Source organism: Acinetobacter sp. YH18001, from assembly GCF_013416975.1.
In the GTDB taxonomy this organism is placed as follows: Bacteria; Pseudomonadota; Gammaproteobacteria; order Pseudomonadales; family Moraxellaceae; genus Acinetobacter; species Acinetobacter pseudolwoffii.
The window spans coordinates 12,200-38,559 of record NZ_VPEU01000021.1; the positions used below are offsets into that span (position 1 = coordinate 12,200).

26 protein-coding genes, 4 tRNA genes and 1 pseudogene are annotated in these 26,360 nt (G+C 42.7%); 10 read left to right on the forward strand and 21 right to left on the reverse strand.

Features of this window, described 5'->3' with window-relative positions; all coding sequences use genetic code 11:
- Window positions 1-145 precede the first annotated feature (145 nt).
- Window positions 146-1,534, forward strand: coding sequence for a diguanylate cyclase (locus FTV48_RS08415; RefSeq protein ID WP_100355320.1), 1,389 nt, complete (start codon window positions 146-148; stop codon window positions 1,532-1,534).
- Between the two features lie 19 nt (window positions 1,535-1,553).
- Here the strand turns inward: FTV48_RS08415 and FTV48_RS08420 are convergent, their stop codons facing one another.
- The 7 genes from FTV48_RS08420 to FTV48_RS08450 form a co-directional block, all read right to left on the reverse strand.
- Window positions 1,554-2,114, reverse strand: a complete 561-nt coding sequence (locus FTV48_RS08420) for a DUF4385 domain-containing protein (protein WP_005096404.1) — start codon at window positions 2,112-2,114, stop codon at window positions 1,554-1,556.
- A gap of 129 nt (window positions 2,115-2,243) precedes the next feature.
- Window positions 2,244-2,681, reverse strand: coding sequence for a hypothetical protein (locus tag FTV48_RS08425; RefSeq protein ID WP_074383031.1), 438 nt, complete (start codon window positions 2,679-2,681; stop codon window positions 2,244-2,246).
- A gap of 283 nt (window positions 2,682-2,964) precedes the next feature.
- Complete coding sequence (gene folE / locus FTV48_RS08430) at window positions 2,965-3,513, reverse strand: GTP cyclohydrolase I FolE (protein WP_005096407.1); 549 nt, start codon at window positions 3,511-3,513, stop codon at window positions 2,965-2,967.
- A 93-nt stretch (window positions 3,514-3,606) separates the two neighbouring features.
- On the reverse strand, window positions 3,607-4,290 hold the full coding sequence (locus FTV48_RS08435) for a Smr/MutS family protein (RefSeq protein ID WP_005096408.1): 684 nt from the start codon (window positions 4,288-4,290) through the stop codon (window positions 3,607-3,609).
- A 195-nt stretch (window positions 4,291-4,485) separates the two neighbouring features.
- Window positions 4,486-5,292: an indole-3-glycerol phosphate synthase TrpC gene (trpC, locus tag FTV48_RS08440; protein WP_180000014.1), complete on the reverse strand. Its 807-nt coding sequence runs from the start codon at window positions 5,290-5,292 to the stop codon at window positions 4,486-4,488.
- Window positions 5,293-5,312: 20 nt separating this feature from the next.
- Window positions 5,313-6,359 carry an anthranilate phosphoribosyltransferase gene (gene trpD, locus FTV48_RS08445; protein ID WP_005096410.1) on the reverse strand — a complete coding sequence of 349 codons (1,047 nt, stop codon included), beginning with the start codon at window positions 6,357-6,359 and terminating at the stop codon, window positions 5,313-5,315.
- Between the two features lie 9 nt (window positions 6,360-6,368).
- Window positions 6,369-6,953 (reverse strand): aminodeoxychorismate/anthranilate synthase component II, encoded by a 585-nt coding sequence (locus tag FTV48_RS08450; protein ID WP_100355236.1) that lies wholly within the window; start codon window positions 6,951-6,953, stop codon window positions 6,369-6,371.
- A gap of 811 nt (window positions 6,954-7,764) precedes the next feature.
- Here FTV48_RS08450 and glnA point away from each other — a divergent pair.
- From glnA to FTV48_RS08480, 6 genes are all read left to right on the forward strand, one after another.
- On the forward strand, window positions 7,765-9,180 hold the full coding sequence (gene glnA, locus FTV48_RS08455; RefSeq protein WP_171063330.1) for a type I glutamate--ammonia ligase: 1,416 nt from the start codon (window positions 7,765-7,767) through the stop codon (window positions 9,178-9,180).
- Window positions 9,181-9,275: 95 nt separating this feature from the next.
- Window positions 9,276-9,554, forward strand: a complete 279-nt coding sequence (locus tag FTV48_RS08460) for a hypothetical protein (RefSeq protein WP_005096415.1) — start codon at window positions 9,276-9,278, stop codon at window positions 9,552-9,554.
- Window positions 9,555-9,589: 35 nt separating this feature from the next.
- Complete coding sequence (locus tag FTV48_RS08465) at window positions 9,590-10,057, forward strand: chorismate lyase (RefSeq protein WP_035337906.1); 468 nt, start codon at window positions 9,590-9,592, stop codon at window positions 10,055-10,057.
- Between the two features lie 6 nt (window positions 10,058-10,063).
- Window positions 10,064-10,942: a 4-hydroxybenzoate octaprenyltransferase gene (ubiA, locus tag FTV48_RS08470; protein ID WP_005096418.1), complete on the forward strand. Its 879-nt coding sequence runs from the start codon at window positions 10,064-10,066 to the stop codon at window positions 10,940-10,942.
- Between the two features lie 111 nt (window positions 10,943-11,053).
- Window positions 11,054-12,295 (forward strand): S9 family peptidase, encoded by a 1,242-nt coding sequence (locus FTV48_RS08475; protein WP_180000016.1) that lies wholly within the window; start codon window positions 11,054-11,056, stop codon window positions 12,293-12,295.
- A gap of 135 nt (window positions 12,296-12,430) precedes the next feature.
- On the forward strand, window positions 12,431-12,688 hold the full coding sequence (locus FTV48_RS08480) for a hypothetical protein (RefSeq protein ID WP_180000018.1): 258 nt from the start codon (window positions 12,431-12,433) through the stop codon (window positions 12,686-12,688).
- Window position 12,689: 1 nt separating this feature from the next.
- Here the strand turns inward: FTV48_RS08480 and FTV48_RS08485 are convergent, their stop codons facing one another.
- The 7 genes from FTV48_RS08485 to FTV48_RS08515 form a co-directional block, all read right to left on the reverse strand.
- Window positions 12,690-13,133 (reverse strand): DUF2726 domain-containing protein, encoded by a 444-nt coding sequence (locus FTV48_RS08485; RefSeq protein ID WP_005096422.1) that lies wholly within the window; start codon window positions 13,131-13,133, stop codon window positions 12,690-12,692.
- A gap of 63 nt (window positions 13,134-13,196) precedes the next feature.
- Window positions 13,197-13,272, reverse strand: a tRNA-Asn gene (locus FTV48_RS08490).
- 6 nt (window positions 13,273-13,278) lie between these two features.
- Window positions 13,279-13,354: transfer RNA gene (locus tag FTV48_RS08495), tRNA-Asn, on the reverse strand.
- Window positions 13,355-13,646: 292 nt separating this feature from the next.
- A tRNA-Asn gene (locus tag FTV48_RS08500) sits at window positions 13,647-13,722 on the reverse strand.
- Window positions 13,723-13,727: 5 nt separating this feature from the next.
- Window positions 13,728-13,803, reverse strand: a tRNA-Asn gene (locus FTV48_RS08505).
- A gap of 147 nt (window positions 13,804-13,950) precedes the next feature.
- On the reverse strand, window positions 13,951-14,577 hold the full coding sequence (locus FTV48_RS08510; protein ID WP_005096423.1) for a superoxide dismutase: 627 nt from the start codon (window positions 14,575-14,577) through the stop codon (window positions 13,951-13,953).
- Window positions 14,578-14,730: 153 nt separating this feature from the next.
- Entirely contained in the window at window positions 14,731-15,489 is a 759-nt protein-coding gene (locus FTV48_RS08515) for a Nif3-like dinuclear metal center hexameric protein (RefSeq protein WP_180000020.1), read from the reverse strand.
- A 170-nt stretch (window positions 15,490-15,659) separates the two neighbouring features.
- Between FTV48_RS08515 and FTV48_RS08520 the strand changes: the two genes are divergently transcribed.
- Window positions 15,660-16,841 carry a trypsin-like peptidase domain-containing protein gene (locus FTV48_RS08520; RefSeq protein WP_005096426.1) on the forward strand — a complete coding sequence of 394 codons (1,182 nt, stop codon included), beginning with the start codon at window positions 15,660-15,662 and terminating at the stop codon, window positions 16,839-16,841.
- Window positions 16,842-16,978: 137 nt separating this feature from the next.
- On the forward strand, window positions 16,979-17,236 hold the full coding sequence (locus FTV48_RS08525) for a hypothetical protein (RefSeq protein ID WP_005096427.1): 258 nt from the start codon (window positions 16,979-16,981) through the stop codon (window positions 17,234-17,236).
- 339 nt (window positions 17,237-17,575) lie between these two features.
- On the opposite strand, the gene FTV48_RS08530 is transcribed toward FTV48_RS08525, so the two are convergent.
- The 3 genes from FTV48_RS08530 to lipA all read right to left on the reverse strand — a co-directional run bounded on the left by FTV48_RS08530 (window position 17,576) and on the right by lipA (window position 22,360).
- Window positions 17,576-17,965, reverse strand: a complete 390-nt coding sequence (locus FTV48_RS08530) for a carboxymuconolactone decarboxylase family protein (RefSeq protein WP_005096428.1) — start codon at window positions 17,963-17,965, stop codon at window positions 17,576-17,578.
- A gap of 168 nt (window positions 17,966-18,133) precedes the next feature.
- Window positions 18,134-20,638: an acyl-CoA dehydrogenase gene (locus tag FTV48_RS08535; RefSeq protein WP_180000022.1), complete on the reverse strand. Its 2,505-nt coding sequence runs from the start codon at window positions 20,636-20,638 to the stop codon at window positions 18,134-18,136.
- 708 nt (window positions 20,639-21,346) lie between these two features.
- The gene (gene lipA, locus FTV48_RS08540) at window positions 21,347-22,360 is read right to left on the reverse strand and encodes a lipoyl synthase (protein ID WP_005096430.1); all 1,014 of its coding nucleotides are present in this window, start codon (window positions 22,358-22,360) and stop codon (window positions 21,347-21,349) included.
- Between the two features lie 213 nt (window positions 22,361-22,573).
- Here lipA and sthA point away from each other — a divergent pair, with 213 nt between their 5' ends.
- On the forward strand, window positions 22,574-23,989 hold the full coding sequence (sthA, locus tag FTV48_RS08545; protein ID WP_005096431.1) for a Si-specific NAD(P)(+) transhydrogenase: 1,416 nt from the start codon (window positions 22,574-22,576) through the stop codon (window positions 23,987-23,989).
- A gap of 139 nt (window positions 23,990-24,128) precedes the next feature.
- Here the strand turns inward: sthA and FTV48_RS08550 are convergent, their stop codons facing one another.
- The 4 genes and pseudogenes from FTV48_RS08550 to FTV48_RS08555 all read right to left on the reverse strand — a co-directional run bounded on the left by FTV48_RS08550 (window position 24,129) and on the right by FTV48_RS08555 (window position 26,359).
- The gene (locus FTV48_RS08550; protein WP_100534368.1) at window positions 24,129-24,458 is read right to left on the reverse strand and encodes a four-helix bundle copper-binding protein; all 330 of its coding nucleotides are present in this window, start codon (window positions 24,456-24,458) and stop codon (window positions 24,129-24,131) included.
- 300 nt (window positions 24,459-24,758) lie between these two features.
- Window positions 24,759-24,854, reverse strand: a pseudogene (locus FTV48_RS14935) (TauD/TfdA family dioxygenase); the annotation flags it as partial.
- Window positions 24,855-25,017: 163 nt separating this feature from the next.
- Complete coding sequence (locus tag FTV48_RS14940) at window positions 25,018-25,152, reverse strand: hypothetical protein (protein WP_005096435.1); 135 nt, start codon at window positions 25,150-25,152, stop codon at window positions 25,018-25,020.
- Complete coding sequence (locus tag FTV48_RS08555) at window positions 25,145-26,359, reverse strand: MFS transporter (RefSeq protein WP_100357208.1); 1,215 nt, start codon at window positions 26,357-26,359, stop codon at window positions 25,145-25,147. The genes FTV48_RS14940 and FTV48_RS08555 overlap by 8 nt, the downstream gene beginning before the upstream one ends.
- Between the last annotated feature and the right edge of the window lies 1 nt (window position 26,360).

Consider the following 26,360-nt stretch of genomic DNA (forward strand, 5'->3'; position numbering starts at 1 on the left):
GGGCTAGTTTACGAAACTTTTCCTGTGAATCATCGATCAGTATAATTGGAATAATCTTGTCGATATTTTAGTTAATGCACCCGAATTTTGTTATATTTGTCACATAATGTTAGTGCAAATTGCAGTGTTTTGGGGAATGGGGCGTATGAATAATGAATGCATGGCAATGCTGGCCGAACAATGGAGGCAGATCTGTCAGAATTATTCAGCAGATGATCTATTGCATGCATTTCATTTTGTTCAGGAACATTCTGTTATTCTGGTCGAAGAATTCTATAAGAATATGCTCTTAGAAAAAGAATCGGCCCAGTTCCTGACCGAACAGATGGTTCAGCAGCGTTTGCGTAATACTTTGATTCAATGGCTGTCAGAAAGTTTTAGCGTACCGATCAACAAGAGTTATGCGCAAGCCGTACAAAAGCAGGCGATGGTTGGACATGTACATGCCCGAGTCGGTATCCCTTCCTGGTTAATCATGCGCGGTGTCCGTGAAATTGAACGCAAGGTTTTTGAACTGTTGCAAGCATCTTCTCAAAACAGCATGCTGACCGCCTGCAGTTATATTGTGCAAATCATGGGATTTGCCACAGAAATCATGTGCCGTTCTTATGAAGCCAAAACAGCCGTGAATCAGGAAATCAAACACAGTTACCGTGTTTTTTCAGCCATGCAGGATGTGGCGGTACAAAAAGACAAACAGCGCAGCTCATTGCTGGACTGGGAAAATGAACTGATGTTCAAGGTCTTTTCGAGCCCTGACAATTTAAAGCATCCGATGTTGTCCAAATCTGAGTTCGGTTTATGGTTTATCCATAAAGCCTCTTATGCTTTTACCGGTTCGGACCAGGTCGATTTAATCATTGAGCGGATTTATCAGATTGATGCAATTAATCAGACCATCATGGATTGTACGGATAAAAATAATGTCTTGGGGCTGATTCAACAAATCCGTGACTTAAACCGTGAAATTCAACTGCTGGTCGATCAGTTATTTCAGGTTGCGGAATATATTGAATCAGGCAATGATTCATTGACCCAGTTGTTAAATCGCCGTTATTTAAATACGGTGATTTCCCGTGAAATCACTTTTTCCCGTAAAAATCATACACCTTTGTCTTTACTTGCGATGGATGCCGATTTCTTTAAAAGTATCAATGATAAATTTGGACATGCCGCAGGTGATCTGGCACTTAAATTTATTGCCGAAGCGCTGCAAAAATACAGTCAGGGCAGTGATTATGCCTTCCGGGTCGGTGGGGAAGAATTCTTATTGTTGCTGGTCGACACAGATAAACAACGTGCCTTAAGTATTGCCGAAAGTATTCGTAAATATGTTGAAAATGGCATGATTAAAACCGCGCAAGGACAACAGTTTAAAATCACGATCAGTATTGGATGTACGCTCTATGACGGGCATCCGGATTATCAGCGATTTTTAGATGCTGCGGATGCCGCACTGTATATGGCGAAAAATACCGGTCGTAACCGGGTCTATATGGCACAGTCGCCCTCAAATCCGGTAGGGCAGCAATGATCCAGCTAGCTTAAAAGTTCTATTCATCTGCCATGTGTTGCTGGATAAATTCCTGAAATTTTCGCTTTTGCTGAATATAGTCTGGATGGTTTTTCGCATCATTCCATTTTTGTTTAAAAATGTTGGCGGCCGCTGCTTTGACTGGATCTTCGTGGCTGCGTGGCAATTCTGAACGGCCATGTGCGCCGCTTAAGCCTTTCTTATCTTCCGGAACCGGCCCATCATATTTTTTACCACCTTTATGGTTGGCGTAACGGCGGGCACGGGTATAACCCATCTGTAAAAACTTGCGTGCCATGTCCGCACCGATAAAATCATCTTGTTTTAAATAAGCTAGGAATAGCTGATAAATTTTGTCACTGCTGGCTTGGGCTTTTTCTTCATCCGCAAAGCGCCAGTGCGGCAGAATTTCAGATTTATAAGGCTCCACCAATAATACGCCTTGTTCTCCTCGGCCAATTCGGTACAACTCGGGCCGTTTGCGAAAATTAATCTTTTCGAAGTCCAGAGAATAATCAAAACTATTCGACACCACCCGTGACTGACGTTTTGGCGGCGGATTTTTGGCTGCTGGACTCATATCTTTGCCTTATATTTAGAAGAGTAGATATCACCCAATAAAGAACACACTAAAAAATATAAAATAATTCTACTGATCTACTCACCCGAGATCAGGATCAAGAAAAGCCCCAGTCATGGGGCTTGGATTTTACTTTGACTTTTTCGAACTGGTCTTCGAGGTTTTGGCTTTATCAGACTTGCTCTTGGACGAAGTGCTTGACTGCTTTTTGGCCGGTGCTGATTTTTTTGAAGAAGATTTTTTCGTCTTGCTGTCTTCATCTTTGCTCTTATTGCTGCTTTTCGCTTTAGACGGTTTTTTCGCTGAAGATGTTTTCAGGTCTTTGGCTTTATCGCTGCCTTTAGAACTCGCACTTTTCTTCGCCTTCACTTTTTCATCTTTGCTGGCATTCTCTTTTTTAGAAGATGCTGCTTTAGATTTAGCACTTTCAGCTTTTTTGCTGACTTTGCGATCGCTGTCCTTGTCACTGCTTTTGTTCGACTTCTTCAGTTTTTCATCTTGCGTCTTTTTAGCAGTTTTTGCAGATTTCTTGCTGTCTTTGTCCTGATTGTTTTTGCTATTCGCCATGGTCATTTTCCTTGTCATTAAAAATCAAGCAGAAAGATATAAAGCTGTTTGCTGTATATCAACGTCAATTTACTTTAAGCGAGGACTAACTGGATTAAAACTTTATCATGTATCTAAATGTAGGCTTGTTGCAAAGATAAGCAGCAATTGTTTAGCTGCAAGTATAACGAATGCAAATTTGGTCAACAGCAGCTGTGATATCGATATTCTCTGACCAGAGCAGTTTATAAAAAATTAAAAGAACCCCGAATGATCGAGGCTTTAAATAATTGGCTTTTAAGGCTTAGTAGCTTTCTGGCACTGCACTTAAAAACTCACGGCGGGTTTCTTTATCAGTTTTAAAATCACCAATAAAAGAGACTGTACGTGTGGTCGATTCCTGTTTGCCCACACCACGCATCATCATGCACATATGTGCAGAATCAATCATCACGGCGACACCACGTGCTTTGGTGATTTCCGCCACTGCTTCTGCAATTTGCTGGGTCAAGTTTTCCTGGATTTGCAAACGACGCGCAAACATTTCAGTAATACGGGCAAATTTGGACAGGCCCAAGACATGACCTTCTGGTAAATAGGCGATATGGACACGGCCATAAAATGGTAATAAATGATGTTCACATAAGGAATAGAATTCGATGTTTTTGACCAGCACCATTTCACGGTTGTCGGAAGGAAAGACCGCTTTGTTGGTAACTTCTTCAAGTGTCTGACTATAACCCGAGGTTAAATATGAAAATGCTTTGGCAGCACGCACAGGCGTATCTTTGAGACCAGGGCGATTGAGATCTTCGCCAACGGCAGTAAGAATGTTTGCGTAGGATTGCTGCATAGTCATATGACGTATTCACTTAAACTGAGAATGAACAAGGACGGCATTGTAGCAGAAAACTTTTACAATGCCTTGTTTTGAGGCGAAAACCGGTTACTGTTTAAACTTTGGATTCTTTTCTGCACGTTTTAGCAGAACCAGAACTGCACCAGTACCGCCTTGTTTTTCAGGCGCACTGACAAAAGCCAAAACATCGCGATGCTGACGCAGCCAACCATTCACATAGGTTTTTAAAATCGCTTCCGGGCCTTTACCGTGTACGATCTTAATCACGTTCTGGTTTTCATCTTTGGCGATCTGGATAATTTGTAGCACCGCCTGACGCGCTTCTTCCACGGTACAGCCATGCAGATCCACAGCTTCAAACCAGCGTAAATTGCCGGCTTTTAAGTCTTCAAACACTTTATGCTGCAAGGTGGCAATGCGATAGCTCAAGTTGGCCTGACTCCCGACAGGATTGAGCATGGCCTGCGTGTCCGATAATGCCATGGCATCTGTTTCCATCGGGCCAGTCGCCGCTGCACGCTTTGCCAGAACTTGTGCATCCGGTTTTTTCTTGCGCGGTTTGTCCAATTGAACGGTATTTCCCGATTCAATTTTTTGCACGCCCTGCATTTGTTTGCGGAATAATTCCAGTTCTTCTAAAGCTTCTTGCTCGACAGTCTTTTCAACGGGTGCAGCAACAACCGCAGGGCTATGCGGCTGTGTAATTTGCTTCTTAAAAGATTTCAGCAGGTTGTACTGATCTTTAGATAATGAAGAATCGTGTTTACTCATAATGTAAAAACAAGGAAGATGCGGAATTTAACAGAATTATAGTCTGAAAATAGATAAAGGAGAAATGAATTGCTTGCATGGCATGTCTCGGTATTTATGAATTCACATGATGCTATTTCTTTTCTTATCAATCCTGAAAATAAAAAAGCCCAATCCTGAGATTGGGCTTGGTCTAAGTATTAAACTAGTCAATAGTTAAACCGATTCAGGCTCACCAAACAGGTTACGGAATGCATGATCAGGTCGAGGCTGTTTCATAAAACTTTCACCGACCAGAAAGGCATGAATATCATGCTGTTGCATCATCGCCACATCGGCAGGGGTAGCAATACCACTTTCAGTGACTAACAGGCGAGAGGGATCGAGTAAGTTCTTTAAACGAATCGAGGTATCTAAATCGACATCGAAGGTTTTTAAATTACGGTTATTCACACCCAGCAAGCAGCGATCTGAAAGTTTCAGCGCACGTTCCAGTTCTGCTTCATCATGTACTTCAACTAAAACATCTAAATGATGCTCAAAAGCAGTTTTCGACATTTCTTCTAGTTGCTGATCTGACAGACATGCCACAATCAGTAAAATACAATCCGCATCTAAAGCACGTGCTTCAATGACTCCATAAGGATCGATCAGGAAATCTTTGCGCAGCGCCGGCAGGTCACAATGCGAACGGGCAATCTGAATATTTTCATCTGCACCCTGAAAAAAGTCCACATCGGTCAGGACAGATAAACATGCGGCACCAGCATCTTGATACTGTGCTGCAATTTCTGCAGGATTAAAATTCTCACGAATAATCCCCTTAGATGGTGAGGCTTTCTTGATTTCAGCAATTACACCCGGACGTTTTGACATTAAAGACTGGGCAAAACCACGCACAGCTGATGCACCTTGAGCCAGCTCTTCCAGATCTTTATAGCTTTTCTGCTTTAAACGTAGAGCAAATTCTTCCGTTTTACGGTCAACAATCTTGCCTAAAATTGTATTTGCGATATCCACCATGATCAAAATTCCTGACCGAATTAAGCTTCGTATTGTTTAATGGTTTTGGTAAATTCAGACAGCACACTCATTTTCTCCAGAGCCTGGCCGCCATAAATAATGTCATGTGCCAATGCAACACCATGTTTATAGCTGCTGGTCAAACCGGAGACATAAATACCTGCACCCGCGTTGAGGGCAATCATATTGGCCGCTTTATCACCGATCTCTGATTTTTTCTTGCCCAATGCATCCTTGATTAATGCCAGACTCTGTGCAGAATCTTCTACAATTAAACCAGTCAAGGTTTGAGATTCGATATTAACCAATTCAGGGGTAATTTCCCATTCAGTCACTTCGCCATTTTTTAGCTCTGCCACATACGTTGCAGAGGCAAGACTGATCTCATCCAGCCCGTCGCGAGAATGCACCACCATCACATGTTCAGCACCGAGCTGTTTCATTACTTCTGCAATTGGACGGCACAGTTCATTGGAAAACACGCCAATGACTAAGCGATTGACGCCGGCCGGATTGGTCAGCGGGCCAAGTAAATTGAAAATGCTGCGAATACCCAATTCTTTACGCGGGCCGATTGCATATTTCATGGCTGTATGATGATTCGGTGCGAACAGAAACCCGACCCCCACATCACGGATACAACGCTCGGTTTGCTGCATATTCAGGTCAAGATTAATCCCAGCCTGTTCCAGTAAATCTGACGAGCCTGATTTGGTTGAAACGCCACGGTTGCCATGTTTAGCAATGGTTGCGCCTGCTGCTGCAATCACAAATGCAGACGCGGTAGAGACGTTAAACAGGTTTTGACCATCACCGCCTGTACCGACAATATCGACTAAATAGGGAATATCGCTGACATCAATTTTGGTAGCCAGTTCACGCATGACCCGTGCGGCTGCGGTAATTTCATCAATGCTTTCGCCTTTAAGGCGCAAACCCATCAGCAGGGCACCAATCTGGGCATCAGTGGTTTCACCTGACATGATGGCACGCATCACGTCTTGCATTTGATCCTGAGTCAGGTGAATGTTTTTGGTAATATTGTTTAAAGCTTGTTGAATATTCATAAGATGTTCTTAGGCATAAATTTCGAGAAAGTTTTTAAAGATTTGATGGCCATGCTGGCTCAGGATCGATTCAGGATGGAACTGCACGCCTTCGACCGGCAATGTCTTATGTTTTACCCCCATAATTTCTTCCATAGAACCATCGGCTTCATTGGTCCAGCAGGTCACTTCCAGACATTCAGGCAAGGTGGCTTGATCAATCACCAGGGAGTGATAGCGCGTTGCAGGAAATGGCGACGGAAGATTACTGAAAATCCCGGTATCGCTGTGGTACATATCCGACAGACGGCCGTGCATGACACGTTTGGCACGTATGATGTTGCCACCAAATGCCTGACCAATACTCTGATGGCCGAGACAAACGCCCAATAACGGAATTTTTCCAGCAAAATGCTGAATCGCAGGAATCGAAATGCCTGCTTCACTCGGCGAGCATGGGCCGGGGCCAATCACTAAATACTTGGGTTGCCATCGCTCTATATCTTCCAATGTCACGGCATCATTACGGACTACTTTTACTTCTTGATTCAGTTCGCCAAAATATTGAACGATGTTGTAAGTAAAGGAGTCATAGTTGTCGACCATTAAAAGCATGAGCTTAACCTATTGAAATTAATGCACTTAACTGTGCTAAAGTTGTCCAGATCGTACTTTATTTGCGCTTATTGCAAGCACAGGTGTGACACGACTAAATCATTGATTTCATTGTGTGAAAATAAAGCACTATTCATCATAGCAAAAAATAGCCGTATTCGGCGCAACAATTTTGCTCAATTTATTTGCTTTAAAAGCATCTGTATCAACTGGAATAAAATTTTAATCATGATTTAAAGTAATAGACTTACTTAAGGAAACTTTAGAATTTATATTTTTTAGGGAAAAATTGATAAGTTAAAAATAATCAGCAATATTGATCTAAAATCTGTTGAAAAAAGCATCACTTGAATAATAGAAATTTATATAGACTATGGTATAGAAAGTATATTTAAAGAAAATGCATCAAAATATTCACTGAGCAACTGCATGTTGCAGATTTCTGTTTGCCTCAGACCATGAGAAAAGAGTCAATTTTTAGCAACATATGGGTGTTTTTTTAAACAAATACACGAAAAAGTAGCAAATTTTATATAAAAAACTATGTTTTTAATACACTTCTATAGGTGATTGCACTATTTAGGTGCGCTAAAAAATAAAGCCGAAATAAAATAAATGAAGAATGCCTGAATATAGTGCATTTAGTTTCTCAACTAGTATAATAGTCGCAAAGTATTTTTGTCACTTCATGATTTCTTATATAGATTTCAAGATTTTATCTATACTTTGAATAGTTGGTACGGTAATTGCTTAATGACTACCAACTACTAACACGCACGTAACGAGTGCAACAAAAATTCATCGGAGCAAAATGAGCATGGCGAACAAAGTCCTTCAACTCATCCAAGAAAGTGGCGCGAAATGGGTCGATTTCCGTTTTACGGATACTAAAGGTAAAGAACAACATGTGACTTACCCAGCAGATACAATCGACGAAGATACTTTTGAAGACGGTAAAATGTTCGACGGTTCTTCAATTGCTGGTTGGAAGGGCATCGAAGCATCTGACATGATTTTACGCCCAGATGCAGAAACCGGTTTCATCGACCCGTTCTTTGCCGAGCCTACAGTTGTTGTGACTTGTGATGTGATTGAGCCTTCTACAGGTCAGGGTTATGACCGTGACCCACGTTCGATTGCTCGCCGTGCTGAAGAATACCTAAAATCAACAGGTATTGGTGATACAGCATTCTTTGGCCCAGAACCAGAATTCTTCGTATTTGACGAAGTAAAATGGGAAATCGATATGTCTGGCGCGCGCCATACATTGATCGCTGAAGAAGCGGCCTGGTCAACCAACAATGACTACGAAGGTGGTAACTCTGGTCACCGTCCACGCGTAAAAGGCGGTTACTTCCCGGTTCCTCCAGTTGATTCTTCACATGATATGCGTGCAGATATGTGTGCCAAAATTGAAGACATCATGGGCCCAGGTCGTGTAGAAGTACATCATCATGAAGTTGCATCTTGCCAGTTAGAAATTGGTGTAAGCTTCAACACCATGGTTCGTAAAGCGGACGAAGTTCAACAGTTTAAATATGCGGTTTGGAACGTTGCGCATCAATATGCGAAAACAGCAACCTTTATGCCTAAACCAATGGTTGGTGATAACGGTTCTGGTATGCACGTTCACATGTCGATCTCTAAAGATGGCAAGAACCTGTTTGCTGGTGATGAATATGCAGGCCTTTCAGAAATGGCATTGTACTTCATTGGCGGTATTATCAAACATGCGCGTTCATTGAATGCATTAACCAACCCTTCTACAAACTCGTACAAGCGTCTGGTTCCGCATTTTGAAGCACCGATTATGCTGGCTTACTCAGCGCGTAACCGTTCTGCATCTATCCGTATTCCTTACGTGTCAAGCCCGAAAGGCAAGCGTATTGAAGCTCGCTTCCCAGATCCAATGATGAACCCGTACCTCGGTTTCGCGGCATTGTTGATGGCGGGTATCGACGGTATTCAAAACAAGATTCACCCAGGTGAAGCGGCTGACAAAAACCTGTACGATCTTCCTCCTGAAGAAGAAGCGAAAATCCCGACAGTGGCGCATAGCCTGGATATGGCGCTTGAAGCACTTGAAGCAGATCATGATTACCTGCTGAAAGGTGGCGTGTTCACGAAAGACATGCTTGATGCCTATATCGAACTTAAAACTGAAGAAGTGCGTCGTTTAAACACGACCACTCACCCAGTTGAATTCGAGATGTACTACAGTCTGTAATTCTTTCAAGAATTTCCCTGTAAAAAACCCGCGCATGTCGCGGGTTTTTTCTATACTGGGTTAATATAAAGCAAAGAATGTTGAATTAGATTGTTATGGCTAAACCACGTAAAAAACATACCGGATTTTTTCCTTGGAATGATCCTAAAGACCATGCACAAGGTTTTAAGTTAAATTTTTCTGAAGTTACATATTTGGAAGTAGGGCATACCATTGAAGGTTATAAACAAGCACAGTTTGTTGAACTGAAAAATCCTGAACTGGCACTTACATTTGACTATCCAAAAGAGTTTTATTTAAGCGCTGAAGGCTTAATTTTAATTAAAACACCCCAAGGCAAATTTGAAGTGATTGCTAAAGCAGATAACTGTTAAACATGACGTATTTTTCTAAAAATCAGCATGCCTTGATGCCCACTATGTCTGCTGAGCTAAAACCATGGCTGTATGCCTCAGGTTCTCTGACACAGCAATTGACCGGCTTGGCGCAGGGACAATTTCATGTTGAGCCTATTCAAGAGCATTTTCAGCGTTTAAGCTTCGCCAATGCCAAATGGATGCAGATGTCACATCAGCATACTTCCTGGGTGCGGGAAAGCTATCTCTATGGTTCAGAACAGTCGCCCTGGGTGAAAGCAAAGAGTATTTTTCCAATTTTAAGCCTGCAGAAAAAAGCCCGAATCTTTCAGCATATTGGGACTAAGCCAATTGGCTGGTTCCTGTTTCAACGGACGAATCCACTTTGCCAGCGTCGGGTCATTCTTTTAGAAGAGGGTTGGACGCGTCAGAGCTGCTATACTTGGCACGGCTGTAAATTTATCGTACAAGAAACATTTTTACCGGCATTTGAAAACTTTATACAAAATTCAAGGGCTTGACTTTATATGGCAACTGCACAAGCAATAACCTGGCGTGAGCGTCTTGGCGCCTATTATTATCTTTGTCGTTTTGATAAACCGATTGGTACTGAACTGGTCTTTTGGCCAACCTTGTGGGCGTTATGGATTGCGGCTCAGGGGATGCCACGCATTGAAATTTTAATTCCCATGATTTTGGGTGTGATTTTTATGCGGGCGGCGGGTTGTGCCATCAATGATTTTGCTGACCGTAAAGTCGATGCGCATGTGGAGCGTACTAAAAACCGACCACTAGCGACCGGAGTCATCAGCGCCAAAGAAGCGGTGATGGTATTTCTGGTTTTGGTGGCTGCCAGCGCCTGTCTGCTATTTTTCTTGCCGATCGAAACTTTTTACTGGTCATTTGGGGCTTTGCTGTTAGCGTTTATTTATCCTTTTATGAAACGTTATACCCATTTGCCTCAGGTATTTTTGGGTGCAGCATTTTCCTGGGCCATACCCATGGCCTATACCGCTGTTGGGCAAACTCCCGATCTGACCTGCTGGTTATTGTATTTTGGCAATCTGGCCTGGACTGTGGCCTACGATACTCAATATGCGATTGCAGACCGTGAATATGATTTAAAGATTGGAGTGAAATCAACCGCAATTCTGTTTGGTCGCTATGATATTCCAATCATTAGCACCTTGCAGGCGAGCAGTATTTTATTGATAGGTGCTGCACTTTGGCTGGAAAATTTATTGATTCCATTTGGCTTGTTAGCACTTTTGCTGGTTGCTGCTGATTTTATTTACCAATGGTTTAAAACTCGCGATAAAAATCCACAGCTATGTTTTTGGGCATTCCGTCATAACCGTTGGATTGGCCTCATTATTTTTGTGGGAATATTGTTTGCTCTAAGATAATTACCGTATGTCGGATAACAACAAAAGCATCCTATAAAGGATGCTTTTTTTATGATTAATTTTGAGTGATCTCGATTAAGAGATAGGGAATAACAATAAAAGGATAGAAATATGCAGAACAGTTATAAGAAATTGATGTTAGGTGTGCTGTGTTCCTCGGTACTATTTTTATCTGCGTGTAACAATGATGATGATAATGATTTCTTTGTCCCGCAGCCTCAGGTTTTTCTCGGTGAACAAACGTATACCCAAGATGTTATGTCTCAAGCATCAAGTATTCGGGTTATGCGCTATAACATGCCAAATGTACAGAATAGGACTGCAGAAGCTACTGCCTTGGTAATTTATCCGCGAACACAACAACCACGAGATGGTTGGCGTGTTGTTGTCTGGGAGCACGGTACAGTAGGGAGCGGTGATAGTTGTGCGCCAAGTCGAAATACTTTTAACCCACGCTTTAAAGCCATGGCTGAGAGTCTGCTTGCCAAAGGCTATGTGATTGTTGCTCCTGATTATGAAGGATTGGGTACACAGGGCATTCATCCTTATTTACATTTAGAGAGTGCGGCACAATCTGCAATTTATGCAGTGAAAGGATTTAAGCAACAGCAAGGGAATAGGTTTAATGGAGCTTGGGTTTCTGTGGGTCAATCACAAGGGGGGCATGCTTCGCTTGCAACGGCAGAATTTGCAGGAGATGATCCAAACTATAAGGCAGCGGTTGCTGCGGCACCAGCCTCCAGCCTAGGTTATATTATTGGTACAGTTGCCCCACAAGCTTTAAATCGATTAGTTTTCGGTGAGGGTGCTGGTGTTGTTCCGGCAGGAACTGCCAAAGCTGTGTATTCAGAATTACTTGCTTATGCAGCATATGTGGCAGTTGGAATTAAAGCTTATGAGCCAAATTTTGTATATCAGAATATTTTTGAATCCAGTGCAAAACTGGTTGCTGAGCGTGCAGAAGGAACCACTGGTGAAAATGGCTTGTGTCTAGGCGATTTAATGACAGAGTTTAGTGCGGATATCGATCAATGGTTGCGGCAGAATCCTGGAAGAACAGTAGCTGAATATCCGGGGTTGATAGATGCTTTTGATCAAAACAGATCTGTGAAAGAATTTTTGGTGGAGAACCAACCCGCGACTAAAAAAATCAGTGTACCAGTCATGATTATTCAGGGTAAGGAAGATATGGCAGTACCTTATGATGTTACAGATGTTTTGCAAAAGAATTTGGCAGCTTTGGGTACAGACGTGACTTTCCTAGGGGTTGAGGGTGCAGGACATACTCAAGCAATTGTAGAAAAGAATGCTGAACTGGTTGCATTTATTGAAGAGCATATGCCAGCTAAGTAAAGAATAGAGTTATTAAGATCTACAAAGGAGCTTCGGCTCCTTTTTTACAGTAAAACTTTTCAAAGACTTGAGCTATGACTTTATTTTGTTATATTGAGCAGTGCAATTAAGTGAAAAAATTAAAGTAGGTTTGTTATGTCTGAGCAGCCGCAGCCCCGCAGTGTTAAAAAGCTGGTAATTTTAGGTGCGCTGGTATTATGTATACCGATATTTTTGGTGAGTATGGCTTTTCTTGCGGTAAATAGTGATGCTAAAAATCAGGAAAAATATAAACAGCAGCAGGCAGAAATGATTGCGCGCATCGAAGCGCGAGAAGCTGCGGAAAAGCTCAAAGCAGAGCAAGATGCAAATTCAACCCAAGCTGCATCCGAAAGCGTAGTAACCTTGCCTTAAATTATCTCAAATCTCTTTGCAGTTGTCTGATACTCGGAATCTGAGTGTATCGAATCACGGTATAGCCTGCTGCAATCAGCATGGCATCCCGTTCAGCATCTTCCTGTTCTTTGCCAATGTGACTGGGATCATCCAGTTCAATAATGGCCAGTACATTATAGTCACGATCAAGCACCACAAAATCTGTAACTTTGCGATTGAACTGATTACGCATGTTCATCTGATCATGGGTAATCAAGGCGCTAAAGGCAACCTGAGCCAGAATATGATGATGAGGAAAGGCTTCTTTTAGGCGTGTAAACATCCTGCTTTCAAAAGCAGTAATCACACGCTTCGGATAGAATTTTTTTTGACGGGTGAACAGATGCGGGAAGAGCAGGCAAACTAACGCAAAAGTTGCCAGGCAGCCAATCACAAAAAATATAAACTGACTCAAATTAAACACAGATCACAAATAGGGAAGAATAAAAAAAACCCACTTCGCAATGAGTGGGTTTTTTCAGAATCTTGGCTCTCCCACCTGGGCTCGAACCAGGGACCTGCGGATTAACAGTCCGTCGCTCTACCGACTGAGCTATGGGAGAATAGATTGGCTCTCCAACCTGGGCTCGAACCAGGGACCTGCGGATTAACAGTCCGTCGCTCTACCGACTGAGCTATTGGAGAATCTGACAGCGATTATAGAGAGATTTAAAAAGGGGTCAAGGCACTTTTAGAAAAAAGCCGAAGAAATTGAATCAAGTGTTTTAAAAATAGTCGAAAAGGCTTGGAGTTCAAACTGTTATGTTTATGTAAACAGTCGGAGCAGTCAGATTGTTATCAGCCTTAATTTTTATAAGTGATCTGGCTCAGAGAATATAAGGTAGCTAATTGTATATACAGATATCACTACCGATCTCAATTTAAAAAAGCAGATATAAAAAAACCCACTTCGCAATGAGTGGGTTTTTTAGAATTTTGGCTCTTCCACCTGGGTTCGAACCAGGGACCTGCGGATTAACAGTCCGTCGCTCTACCGACTGAGCTATGGAAGAATAGATGGCTCTCCAACCTGGGCTCGAACCAGGGACCTGCGGATTAACAGTCCGTCGCTCTACCGACTGAGCTATTGGAGAATCTGATCGGCATTTTAGGCAGGAAACCCAAGGTCGTCAATCAATTAATGTAAAGAAATGAATTGTTTGCTTTATAAATATTCATTTGGGGCTTAAAAATAAAAAAATCACCCGAAATGGGTGATTTTTTAGCAAAGAAATAAAGAATTATTTCTCAACACCTGCAGGCTGACCTGCATATTTCGCATTTGCATAATCCCAGTTTACTAGGCTTTCCAGGAAAGTAGAGATGTATTTAGGACGTGCATTACGGAAGTCGATGTAATAAGCATGTTCCCAAACGTCAATCGTCAATACTGCAACTTTACCGTGCGCCATTGGCGTATCAGCATTTGAAGTTTTCATGATTGACAGTTGACCGTTTACTTGGTCAGCCACTAACCAAGCCCAACCTGAACCGAACTGAGTGGTTGCAGCAGCAGCAAATTCTTCAGCAAATTTTTCGTAAGAACCGAAAGCTTCATCAATTTTTGCAGCCAAAGTACCCGTTGCTTTACCGCCACCGTTTTTAGCCATACAGTTCCAGTAGAACGTGTGGTTCCAAACTTGAGCAGCGTTATTGAAAATACCTGCTTTAGACGCATCACCAGCAGTTGCTGTAATGATTTCTTCTAGAGTTTTGCCTTCAAGCTCAGTACCAGCGATCAGGTTGTTCAGGTTAACCACATAAGTATTGTGGTGTTTGTCGTGATGGTATTCTAAAGTTTCTTTGCTGATGTGTGGAGCAAGATCTTCGTAGCCATAAGGTAATGCTGGTAAAGTAATGGTTGTCATGTTCTCAATTCCTTGCATTTAGCTGGGTTTTAACAATAAGTGGCTTTATTGTAATAGATAATCGGACCAAATGGGCATTACGTATAAATAACAATACACAATAAATCCTGAAAATATATAAATAAAGCTCGTGGAAAATGCTGTCAGCGAGAATTAAATCGGATTGTTTAATTCGTAATAAGCATACTCAATATTAAACTGTTCTGAAATCGCTTTGGCCAGGCGCTGTACACCATATTTTTCAGTGGCATGATGGCCACAGGCATAATAATGTACATTCAGTTCCTGGGCTTCATAGAAGGTGCGTTCGCTCACTTCACCAGAAATATAAGCATCACACTCTTGTAGCGCTGCTTTATGAATATAATCCTGCGCACCACCGGTACAGAAACCGACTTTATGGATTTGAGTTTTGTCCGCAGGAAGATGAATTGCATCAAAGCCAAGTTTTTCTGAAACATGGTTTTTAAAATATTCAGGACGCATCGGTTGTTTTAAATAGCCAATATTGCCAATCGGATGGCGTTCACTCGGATCCAACTGTTCGATATTTTCTAGTTCTAATAAATCTGCAATCGCCGCATTATTGCCTAAAGTTGGATGACTGTCTAAAGGCAGATGATAGCCAACCAGAGAGATATCATTTTGAATTAAGGCTTTAATCCGTTTACCGCGCATACCAGTGATCGGATAGGCTTCTCCTTTCCAGAAATAACCATGATGAACCAGCAGTAAATCTGCGCCTTGCTCAATTGCCGCTTCGATCGCACTTTGCGAAGCACTCACGGCACACAGAATTTTATTGACCTCGGATTTACCTTCGATCTGCAAGCCATTCGGTGCATAGTCCTTAAATTCACGTGCTGTCAAAGTCTGTTCACACCACTGAATAATATCGTTTAAATTCGCCATAAAATTCCTGTTCGTTTAAAAACTTGCCAATATTTATCTTTATATTTAATTGTAACTAAAGCTGCACAAAACTCTGTGGAATTTTTTGTGTTTAGTTATGTATTTCGCATTACAATAGAACACAAATTACTTAGTCATCAATGAATTAAAATATTTTAGAGGATAACAACGTGCGCCGCACCTTTACATGGTTACCCTGGGTGTTACTGATTTTGGTCATTATCGGTTTTTTGGGGTGGCAACAACTACAAAAACCAAAAGCACCGGTTGCACCAGATGGTGTCAAGATGCCTGCTGAAAAAGTAGAGCCGTTGATTGATACGTCGCGCTCAGGAGGCGTGGTCTCCTATAGTGCTGCGGTAAGAGTGGCAGCGCCGGCTGTAGTCAATATCTTTACCACTCAAAAAGTCAAACAGCAGGCTCATCCTTTGCTGACCGATCCGGTCTTTCGTGAGTTTTTTGGCGATCAGTTGCCTGACCAGTATGGACAAAGTCCGAATGAGAACAGTTTAGGTTCCGGGGTGATTGTACGTCCTGATGGTTATATCCTGACCAATAATCATGTGATTGCACAGGCAGACCAGATTGTGGTGGCATTGCAGGATGGACGACGTGCTGAAGCAAAAGTTGTGGGAATGGATCCAGATACCGATCTGGCAGTGATTAAAATTGAACTGGATCAATTACCCGTGTTGCCTTTTAAATTGAGTGGCAATGAAGTCGGTGACGTCGTTTTGGCCATTGGTAACCCATTTGGTGTGGGTCAAACCGTAACGCAAGGGATTATTTCAGCAACAGGACGTTCAGATCTGGGCATTAATACCTATGAAGACTTTGTGCAAACCGACGCTGCAATTAACCCGGGAAATTCAGGTGGAGCCTTGATCGATGTCGCCGGCAACTTGATTGGGGTGAATACGGCAATTTTCTCGCAAACTGGTGGTTCACTGGGGATTGGTTTCGCCATTCCAGCCAAAATCTGTCAGCAGGTGATGAATGCTATTCTGAAAGATGGCCGTGTCGTTCGTGGCTGGTTAGGAATCAGTTTATTACCGACAGAACGTGATGATGTACTGCAACCTAAAGAGAAAGGGGTAACTGTCGCAGAAGTGCTGGCAGATGGACCGGCAGCGAAAGCGGGCATTCAGCGTGGCGATAAAATTATGAAAGTGAATGAGGAAGAGATCAGTTCGGCTTCGCATTTGATTAATTTTGTTGCCCTGCAAAAGCCGAATAGTACCATTCAGATTGAAGTGGAGCGTGCTGGCAAAACCATGATGCTGGATGTAGTAGTGACTGAGCGTAAAGCACAAAACAGTTCTTCTCAATATATTCCACTGCCCGGTCAGTAAGTTTTTATTTAAAAAAATCCCTCTGCAGAGGGATTTTTTTGCTTGTTATTTTTTAGTTACCTGATACAAAAATGAAATACGGCTTTTGGTTTAAATCATTTAACTTGATGAAATTACATCAAAAGAGAAAATAAAAAATGACTTTTATGACGGCGGATCAGGCCAAGGTTTTATCAGATGTGGCCAATTTAAATATTGAGGTCTATAAGCCGCGTCTAGCCAAGTTAATTGAAGAAAATGCGAAACAGGGTAATACCGCAGTCATTACTGTATTTCCCAAACATTTGCCTTTGGAAGATATTCGGGCTTTATCAGCCGAGTTGACTGAACTGGGCTATAACGTACGTTTTGAAGTGCTGGAGTTTTATTATAGCTTTAATGTGTACTGGCTCTAGTGTGAATCTTCATTAACTAAGGCTTATTTTGAGCCACTATTTTACTGGATCGGTCTGATTTGATCTTATGAGTGATCGGGCTGTATGTGATCAAAGGCGCGAGTTTTTATAAGTAGGTGCTCAACTCTAAAAAATCCATCAGTTTTATTTTAGAATCATTATTGTAATGTACCGAGAATCTACAATTTCTCGGTACATATTCATTTGACGGATAGGCTGAGATCAGGGTAAGCAACTAAAATCAGCTGAGCTTTATTTAGCCTAAGTAACTTATGAATCATCTGCAAAATTAAATTGTGAGCTCATTTCTAAAACGGCTCAATTTCATCTGCAACCAAATTATTCCTCATTCACCTGATATTCCTGGATCACTTCAAGTGCCGCCCGAAATGCCTCCTGAGTTGCTGGTGCACCGCAATATGGCAGGCTATGGAGTAACACTTCCTGAATTTCCTCAACCGTCGCGCCGTTGTTAAGAGCGCCCCGAACATGGCCTTTTAATTCAGTGGGGCTTTTTTGAGCCGTAAGGAAAGCAATGGTAATTAAAGAACGATATTTACGTGGCAATACACCTTCACGTTGCCAGGTTGAACCCCAGGCATGTTCATTAATCCAGTCTTGTAGAGGCTGGGTAAAAGGCACGGTATTTTCCTGTGCACGTTTGACAAAGCTTTCGCCCATGACATCAGTACGCACTTTCAGGCCATTTTCATAATCTTGTTGTGACATGGTTTACCCTCAATTTTCTTATAGCTCTAGCTTAGTGCTTTTTATGCGAAATACCATCGTGCCATAGTCGTAAAAAAGTGGCTAAAAAGCCACTTGGAAAGGTTCTAAAGTGAAATATTCAACTACATCCCACTTTGGAATTTATGACACCTTTGGTCAAAGTTTGATTTAAGGCGAAGTTGAGTGTGAAGGATCGGTTTGAACAGAAGTATCGGTTCCTGTCGCATCTGCTTTACGAATATGGGGGTTCTCCAGCTCCAATACTTCCTGTAAATGCAGATCAAAGACATCTGTCAGCATGCTGTCATAACGACGTGCATTATAGTGAAGCAGTTTTTCTGCTTCTCCATCATTAATAAAGCCATGTTGCTGTGCATCTGTCACATGCTCGGCAAAGCTTAAACCTTTAAACTGACCTTTGTTTTCAGCTTTTTTAAAGCGATCCCAAAGCTGTTCAATATCCAGTAGCAAAGCGAAAGTCGATTCCATGCGTCCAGTGACATCAGTTTCATGGGTATTGTAATAGACATGCTTTTTCAATACCTGACGGAATGCGTTATCTTCCATCATGCTATTTGCAACCTGCTGTTTAAGCTGGTCTGAGGGTTTGTGTACAGGACGGCCAAATGGGAAACATAACAGCTTGACCATGCCTGCTGCTGCACCGGCCGGGAAGTTAGCAAATAAATCATAAAATGCTTCCTGCGCTGTATAGAGTGACTTTTCTATTGCAAGCTGTGCATGCAAACGTTCAGCTTCAGTCTTTTTGCTATGCTCAAAATACTTCAGAATAGAGGAGGCAATAAACAGGTGAGCATGAATATCGGCGAGACGTCCGGACAGCATTTCTTTGCGTTTGATATCGCCTGCCAGCAAACCCAGACACATGTCTGCGGTTAAGGCAAAGTTGGCGCTCAGCCGGTTAATGACCTTGTAATAAGGTCGGGTAAACTCAACTGCACTTTGAGGTGCTGTACTTGAACCACCCGTAAATGCGTAGGCAAAGGAACGGGCGGTACGGTTAAAGGTATAACCCAGATGTTTAAACAGCAAATGATCAAAAGGGTTGAGTGCTGCTGCCGGGTCTTCAGCCTGTAAGAGTTGTAATTCTTCATAGAGATAAGGATGACAGCGCATTGAACCCTGACCGAAAATCATCAGGGAGCGACTGAGAATATTTGCACCTTCAACGGTAATGGAGACAGGAATTGCCTGATAATAAGGTGCCAGAAAATTACGTGGCCCCATCTGAATGGCGCGGCCACCGACCACATCCATCCCGTGATTTACCACCTTACGCATTCCCTCCGTGGCATAGTATTTGGCAATCGCTGTCATTACAGCAGGCTTGCCGCCCTGATTAAGGCCACAAGTCACCAGATAACGGAAAGCTTCCAGCATATAGGTATCACTGGCAATTTCACTATTGGCTTCCTGAACACCTTCAAACTTGCCGACTGAAATTTTAAATTGTTGACGGATTCGGGAAAAAGCCCCGACATTTAAATAAGTCATTTCTGCCGCAGAAGTAGACAGTGCCGGTAGGGAAATGCCACGACCCACAGCCAGACATTCCATCAGCATGCGCCAGCCCTTACCGGCATTTTTTACGCCACCAATAATCCAGTCCAGAGGAATAAATACATCTTTACCTTCAACTGTACCATTCATGAATGGTGGGCCGGGATTATGACGAGGACTTACTTGCACCCCTTCGTGACTGGCAGGTAGCAGGGCACAGGTAATACCATATTCTGTCTGTTCGCCCAAAAGATGATCCGGGTCATACATTTTAAAGGCCAGACCTACCACTGTTGCAATGGGTGCCAGCGTAATCCAGCGTTTGGAAAAATTCATTCGCAAGCCTAGGACTTCCTGACCTTCAAACTGGCCATAGCAGACCACGCCAGTATCGGGAATAGCGCCTGCATCAGAGCCGGCTTCAGGACTGGTCAGGCCGAAACAGGGAATTTCTTCACCTCGCGCCAGGCCCGGCAGGTAACGGTTTTTCTGTTCCTCAGTACCATAATGCAGCAATAGTTCACCCGGGCCGAGAGAGTTCGGTACCATGCAACTCACGGCCGTGGTGAGGGAGCGAGAGGAAATCTTGCTCATCACCCGGCTTTGAGCAAAAGAACTAAATGCGCGACCACCATATTCTTTGGGGATAATCAGGCCTAAAAAACCATGCTCCTTAATATATTGCCAGACATGATCAGGCAGCGCTTTCTGCTCGTGAATTTCCCATTCATCCAGCATGCTGCACAAGGTTTCAACTTCATTGTCCAGAAAGGCCTGTTCTTCTAGCGAGAGTTTTGGATAAGGATAGCTATTAAAGGTTTCCCAGTTCGGTGCACCCATAAACAGTTCTTTTTCCCACCAGCTGGTTCCGGAGTCCAGTGCTTCACGCTCTGTCGGACTGATGCTAGGCATGGCATTGGCCAGCGCTTTATAGGCCGGTCTGGAAATAAACGACATGCGCAAAGGGTCGATTATCACCACGAGGCTGATCAGGATGAGCGGGATACCAAGAATCAGTGACCACGGACTAAGAAAGGCACAGACCACTGACACGACCATCAGCACGATTGCACCCGCACTACGCGAGAGCTGAAAATAGAAAACTGCCCATAAACTCAGTAACAGCAGTAGCACAGCGAAAATAAATGACATTGTTATATTTCTCCAGATTTATACAACACTGGCTTTGTCTGGATTTCTCGGATATTTCACCACCGTTCATTCATTTTTAGTCGTTCGAGAATCAGACAGGTTTAGCATTGGATTTGTGAGAATGATCTTTTTAAGTATGGCAACGATATGTTTAAGTCTTGCATCTATTTTGAGGTTGTTGGAAAAATGATCAATCTTCAAGTGAGAACGCGCAAAGAAATGTGAAGATAAGTAATGACTTAATCTTTATCTAAAATAAAAAATGGGGTTTAACGCTCAGTAAAATTTTAATAATGGATATTAAAAAGCCCTCTACTGGAGAGTAATGCTGATCAGTTAAAGAATTTAGAAATAGACTCTTTAACTTTTTAGTCGTTCACGATGGAGTCTTAACTTTTTAAATCAAATATTTGTAAAACATTTGTTACTTTGGTTTTGCCCAAATGAGAAGCGAAACTTCGCAAGGAAGGCATCTTGTGATCCCTCACTGCAAAACTCGTCAGCCACTATCGACTCGTCAATTTGTCATGGAAACCATCATTTTTTTAATCTTGCGGTGCAATACACCTGATGCCTCAAACAGTTGCGGATGACTTTGCTATCTATCAAATATAATACTGAATTTAAAAAAGAAAATGCCAGTCAATTGCTTAACTGACTGGCATTACTCTACTTGAGAGGGCTTTTATTTCATTGGTTTAAACAGGACTAAGCTTCAATGGCCTGAACAGCAATTTTCTTGGCAGGGTCAGTTTTACGACGCACTGCTGGAACCGGTTCGCCGTAGTATTGACGATCGGCAAAGTAGCTTGAACGAACCATGGGTGCTGCCCAGATATTGCGGAAGCCCAGTTTTTGGCCATGTTCGGTATAACGTTCGAATTCTTCAGGGGTCACAAAGCGATCAATCGCTGCATGTTCTTTAGAAGGCTGTAGATACTGACCAATCGTCACATAGTCCACGCCGTGTGCATGCAAATCGTCAAGTAAGGCAAGCACTTCTTCTTCAGTCTCACCAATACCGACCATCAGGCCACATTTGGTTGGAATATCCGGGCAATATTCTTTAAACATTTTTAACAGGTTTAAAGAGTGCTGATAATCAGAACCTGGACGCATCGCCTTATATAAACGCGGTACTGTTTCAATATTATGATTAAACACATCGGGTGGACATTCGGTCATGATGCGCAGTGCAATATCCATACGGCCACGGAAGTCCGGTACCAGAATTTCAAGCAAAGTTTTTGGACTTAAAGCACGTGCTTCTTTAATACAATCGACAAAATGCTGCGCACCACCATCGAGTAAGTCATCACGGTCTACAGAGGTAATCACGGCATATTTCAACCCAAGATTAGCAATGGTTTCGGCCATGTGGCGCGGTTCATCTGCATCCAATGCATTTGGTCGACCATGTGCTACATCGCAAAATGGACAGCGACGGGTACAGATATCACCCATAATCATAAAGGTTGCGGTACCGCCACCAAAACATTCAGGCAGGTTTGGACAGGCTGCTTCTTCACAGACAGTATGTAGTTTTTGCTCGCGAAGCGTTGTTTTAATCCGTTGTACTTCTTCCGGCGCTGCCATCTTTACGCGAATCCAGTCCGGCTTACGTGGTGTTTCAACCGTAGGGATCACTTTTACAGGAATACGAGCGACTTTCTCTGCGCCACGAAGTTTGACACCCTGTTCAGGTTTACGGTTTTCAGACATATTCAACTTTTCCACTGTTTTTGAAGGGGGAGATGATCAAAGCTAGCGCGTTTATTATAACGAACTTAGCTATAAATAGGGCAAAAAGGGGTATTCATTTAAAAAATGTTCTCATCAACCAATATATGTGAGTTAAATACACAAAATCAACAGGATTTACGTCATAATAAGCAGGTAGATTAAAGTGAATTTTTTAATTTTGAGGAGCGTTGAATGCCACGTAAAAAAGAGGTCGTTAGTGGGACTTTCGTTAAATATGATGCGGTAGTTCTAGGTTCGGGCCCTGCGGGCGAAGGCGCGGCAATGAAACTTGCCAAATCTGGTAAGCGTGTTGCAATCGTTGAGATGCGTGAACAGCTAGGTGGTAATTGTACCCATGTGGGTACCATTCCAAGTAAAGCATTGCGTCAAACGGTATCCAGTATTATCCGTTATCAACGTGATCCACTGTTTCAGAAAGTTGGGGACTGGAAACAGTTCACCATGAAGCAAGTATTGCGTCATGCGCATAAAGTGATTCAACAACAAGTAGATACACATTCACGGTTCTATGACCGTAACAAGATCGATATCTATCATGGTCGAGCCTATGTTCAGGATCAAAATACTATTTTTGTATTTAGTCCAGACGGCATTAAAGAAACCTTGATGTTTAAGCAACTGGTCATTGCCAGCGGTTCGCGTCCGTATCGCCCAGAAATTCTTGATTTTAATCATCCACGTGTATTTGATTCAGATAAAATTCTGGATCTGGACTTTTCTATCCAGAAAATCATTATTTATGGCGCAGGTGTAATTGGCTGTGAATATGCATCGATTTTTATTGGTCTTGGGCATAAAGTTGATTTGATCAATACCCAGCACAAACTGTTGAGCTATCTGGATGATGAAATTTCCGATGCACTGTCTTATCACTTGCGTGAGCAAGGGGTGCTGATTCGTCACAATGAACAGATCGACTTCCTGGAAACATTTGATGATCATGTGGTGATGCACACGCAAAGCGGCAAAAAAATTAAAGCCGATGCAATTTTGTGGTGTAACGGCCGTTCAGGTAATACCGATGGTTTAGGGCTGGAAAATGTTGGCCTGAAACCAAACAGCCGTGGTCAGTTGACTGTAAATGATCAATATCAGACTGAAGTTGAAAATATTTATGCTGCCGGTGATGTAATCGGTTGGCCGTCGCTTGCATCTGCTGCTTATGACCAAGGTCGTTGCGCGGGTGCCAATATGAGCGGTGAGCCAGACGTTGCCCCCGTTACTGATATTCCAACCGGAATTTATACCATTCCCGAGATTTCTTCGATTGGTAAAACTGAGCAGCAGTTGACTGAAGAAAAAATTCCGTATGAAGTCGGTCAGGCCTCGTTCCGTCATTTGGCGCGTGCGCAAATTACCGGTGACACTATGGGCGAATTAAAGATTTTGTTCCATCGTGAAACGCTGGAAGTTTTGGGTGTACATTGCTTCGGTAATAATGCATCTGAAATTATCCACATTGGTCAGGCGGTGATGAACAGTCCAAACAATACGATCAAGTATTTTGTGGAAACCACGTTTAACTATCCGACCATGGCGGAAGCCTACCGTGTAGCGACACTCAATGGTATGAATCGTTTATTCTAAGCGAGATGTTTGCCTTGGATTTAAAAAAACCCGTAAGTGAAGGCTTGCGGGTTTTTTGTTTTAAATGCTTTAAATCAGCTAGAAGATAAAGCATTGACCAATTCAATTCGGATGAAGATAAAGTTGATTAACTTGGTTTTTAAGCAGCCATTTTTCGGCATTCTTCTGCACAACGGCGACAGGCTTCTGCACATTGCTGACAATGTTCATGTTGGTGCTGACTGCATTCCTCTGCGCAATAATCACAAGCCTTGGCACACAGCTCGCAGATTTCCTGCATAAAAGGCGATTGCTTCTGCTCCATACGCGCGCAGAGCTGACAAATATCGGCACAATCCAGACAACGCTGGATGCATTCACGCATCATTTCTACATGTTCTTCTTTTAAGCAGGCAGCTGCACAAGCAGTACAGGTGAGGGAGCAGCTCATACAGGTTTGAACACAATCTGACAAATGACTGGTATTCATCTTTTTCTCCTTAAGGCGATAAACATATTCATGACTGAATACGCTAAGCAGAAAAAGGAAAACACACTAGGTTAATTAGGTGAGAAAAAGTAAAGAATAACTTGGTTATGTAAAAGGATATACGAAAGAATCTTATATTCATCAAGCTTGAAAAATAAAATTCACTCGAGCAGAACTGGCAATATCCCAAAAATAAAACACCATTGAGGTGGTTAGTTCCTCAATGGTGAAAGTGTATACCTCGCTGATCTAATTATTCTGGAAGGCTGGATCGTCCTTTTTTTATTATGATGTTTCTCATTAATACAGGCGACTACCGGCAAGACTGATCCGTTTGAGTAAATGGTGCTGATCGGCTGGAAAAGGACGACTGGAATGTAAAGTCTCGGAATTTTCTTGTTCATGAGCATCTAAGAAAATTGCCGATTGAAACAAAATTAAAAAAGTAATGATCGAAAGTTTATAAATAACCTTGTGTTTTTATTATTCTATTGATTATGAATCATTTAAGGTATTGTGCTGTGAATTGTGTTTATTTAGCTGAGTAAATTTCAGCAGTTTAATGCGCACAAAAGGCCTGATTAAAGTATTCAAACAGCTGCGGTGTCTGGATCCATAATGCCACCGACAGAGCAAATAAAAGCAAGAGCGCCACAGCAATCGAGATTTTGAGTATGAGCATAGAATCAGTCATGCACAATTTGCTCCTCATTGACCCAGAAATGTACCAATACGCCAAAAATGCTTAAGGCAATCGACAGCATCCAGACAGCATTATAATTACCACTCAAGTCATGATTGACTCCACCAAGATAACCACCGAAAAACGAGCCGACCTGATGGGTAAAAAACACGATACCGCTGAGCATGGTCAGGTATTTCACCCCGAACATATTCGCCACAATGCCGTTGGTGAGCGGAACGGTCGATAGCCAGAGTAATCCCATAATGACACCAAAGGCATAGACTGTCCATGTGCTCAGTGGCAGCATGAGAAAGGCAGTAATTGCGATCCCGCGTAAGCCATAGAGACCCATCAACAAATGCGGTTTGGAATATTTACCCCCGAGCCAGCCTGCAGTATAGGTGCCGACCACATTAAATAGACCCACCAATGCCAGAAAAATAGTCCCTGTGGTGGCATTAAAACCGTGATCAATCAGATAACCCGGCAGGTGAATGCCAATAAATACCACCTGGAAACCGCAGACAAAAAAGCCCATAGACAGAAACCAGAAGGGTTTATGATTTTTCACTACCAGCAGAATCTGTTTAAAACTGAGGGACACTTTATTGGGTGTAGATGCTGCATTTGGATGAATATACATTGGTGCTTTCAGCATCCAGGCCAGTGGTACAATCAGGGCAATCAAAATCGCACTGACCACCAATGCTCCTGACCAACCGACATTCTGTAACAGCAACAGGGTCGAAGGCAGCATGATAAACTGGCCAAAAGATCCGGCCGCACTGGCAATACCCATCGCCAGACTGCGTTTTTCTGGTGGTGCAGCACGTCCTACAGCAGACAGTAAAACCGGAAAAGATGTTGCAGACAGGGCCAGACCTAAAATCAGGCCCACACTCAGATTTAACAGCAGTCCAGTAGAACTGACCGCCATGAGTAGCAAGCCCACGGCATAGAGTGCCCCACCTAAGGCAACGACAATCTTGCTGCCATATTTATCTGCGAAGGCTCCAGTAATGGGTTGTACTGCTCCCCAGATCAGGTTTTGCATGGCAATCGCCAAGCTAAAAACATTATGTCCCCAACCAAATTCATCACTCATCGGCACCAGATAAAGACCAAATGCATGACGTACGCCCAATGACAATGCCAGAATGATAGCGGAGCCAATCAGCATAAAAATAAGCGCTTTGGAAAATGGAGTATCGGACATA

Coding starts and splice junctions, on each gene's coding strand:
- trpC (WP_180000014.1), bottom strand. CDS start 5,292: ATGGTGGATATCGCAAATACAATTTTAGGCAAGATTGTTGACCGTAAA.
- FTV48_RS08435 (WP_005096408.1), bottom strand. CDS start 4,290: ATGAGTAAACACGATTCTTCATTATCTAAAGATCAGTACAACCTGCTG.
- FTV48_RS08460 (WP_005096415.1), top strand. CDS start 9,276: ATGGCTAAACCACGTAAAAAACATACCGGATTTTTTCCTTGGAATGAT.
- FTV48_RS08555 (WP_100357208.1), bottom strand. CDS start 26,359: ATGTCCGATACTCCATTTTCCAAAGCGCTTATTTTTATGCTGATTGGC.
- lipA (WP_005096430.1), bottom strand. CDS start 22,360: ATGTCTGAAAACCGTAAACCTGAACAGGGTGTCAAACTTCGTGGCGCA.
- FTV48_RS08450 (WP_100355236.1), bottom strand. CDS start 6,953: ATGCTTTTAATGGTCGACAACTATGACTCCTTTACTTACAACATCGTT.
- glnA (WP_171063330.1), top strand. CDS start 7,765: ATGAGCATGGCGAACAAAGTCCTTCAACTCATCCAAGAAAGTGGCGCG.
- FTV48_RS08425 (WP_074383031.1), bottom strand. CDS start 2,681: ATGGCGAATAGCAAAAACAATCAGGACAAAGACAGCAAGAAATCTGCA.
- folE (WP_005096407.1), bottom strand. CDS start 3,513: ATGCAGCAATCCTACGCAAACATTCTTACTGCCGTTGGCGAAGATCTC.
- ubiA (WP_005096418.1), top strand. CDS start 10,064: ATGGCAACTGCACAAGCAATAACCTGGCGTGAGCGTCTTGGCGCCTAT.
- sthA (WP_005096431.1), top strand. CDS start 22,574: ATGCCACGTAAAAAAGAGGTCGTTAGTGGGACTTTCGTTAAATATGAT.
- FTV48_RS08415 (WP_100355320.1), top strand. CDS start 146: ATGAATAATGAATGCATGGCAATGCTGGCCGAACAATGGAGGCAGATC.
- FTV48_RS08420 (WP_005096404.1), bottom strand. CDS start 2,114: ATGAGTCCAGCAGCCAAAAATCCGCCGCCAAAACGTCAGTCACGGGTG.
- FTV48_RS08515 (WP_180000020.1), bottom strand. CDS start 15,489: ATGGCGAATTTAAACGATATTATTCAGTGGTGTGAACAGACTTTGACA.
- FTV48_RS14940 (WP_005096435.1), bottom strand. CDS start 25,152: ATGACTGATTCTATGCTCATACTCAAAATCTCGATTGCTGTGGCGCTC.
- FTV48_RS08525 (WP_005096427.1), top strand. CDS start 16,979: ATGACTTTTATGACGGCGGATCAGGCCAAGGTTTTATCAGATGTGGCC.
- FTV48_RS08530 (WP_005096428.1), bottom strand. CDS start 17,965: ATGTCACAACAAGATTATGAAAATGGCCTGAAAGTGCGTACTGATGTC.
- trpD (WP_005096410.1), bottom strand. CDS start 6,359: ATGAATATTCAACAAGCTTTAAACAATATTACCAAAAACATTCACCTG.
- FTV48_RS08465 (WP_035337906.1), top strand. CDS start 9,590: ATGCCCACTATGTCTGCTGAGCTAAAACCATGGCTGTATGCCTCAGGT.
- FTV48_RS08550 (WP_100534368.1), bottom strand. CDS start 24,458: ATGAATACCAGTCATTTGTCAGATTGTGTTCAAACCTGTATGAGCTGC.
- FTV48_RS08510 (WP_005096423.1), bottom strand. CDS start 14,577: ATGACAACCATTACTTTACCAGCATTACCTTATGGCTACGAAGATCTT.
- FTV48_RS08475 (WP_180000016.1), top strand. CDS start 11,054: ATGCAGAACAGTTATAAGAAATTGATGTTAGGTGTGCTGTGTTCCTCG.
- FTV48_RS08480 (WP_180000018.1), top strand. CDS start 12,431: ATGTCTGAGCAGCCGCAGCCCCGCAGTGTTAAAAAGCTGGTAATTTTA.
- FTV48_RS08535 (WP_180000022.1), bottom strand. CDS start 20,638: ATGTCATTTATTTTCGCTGTGCTACTGCTGTTACTGAGTTTATGGGCA.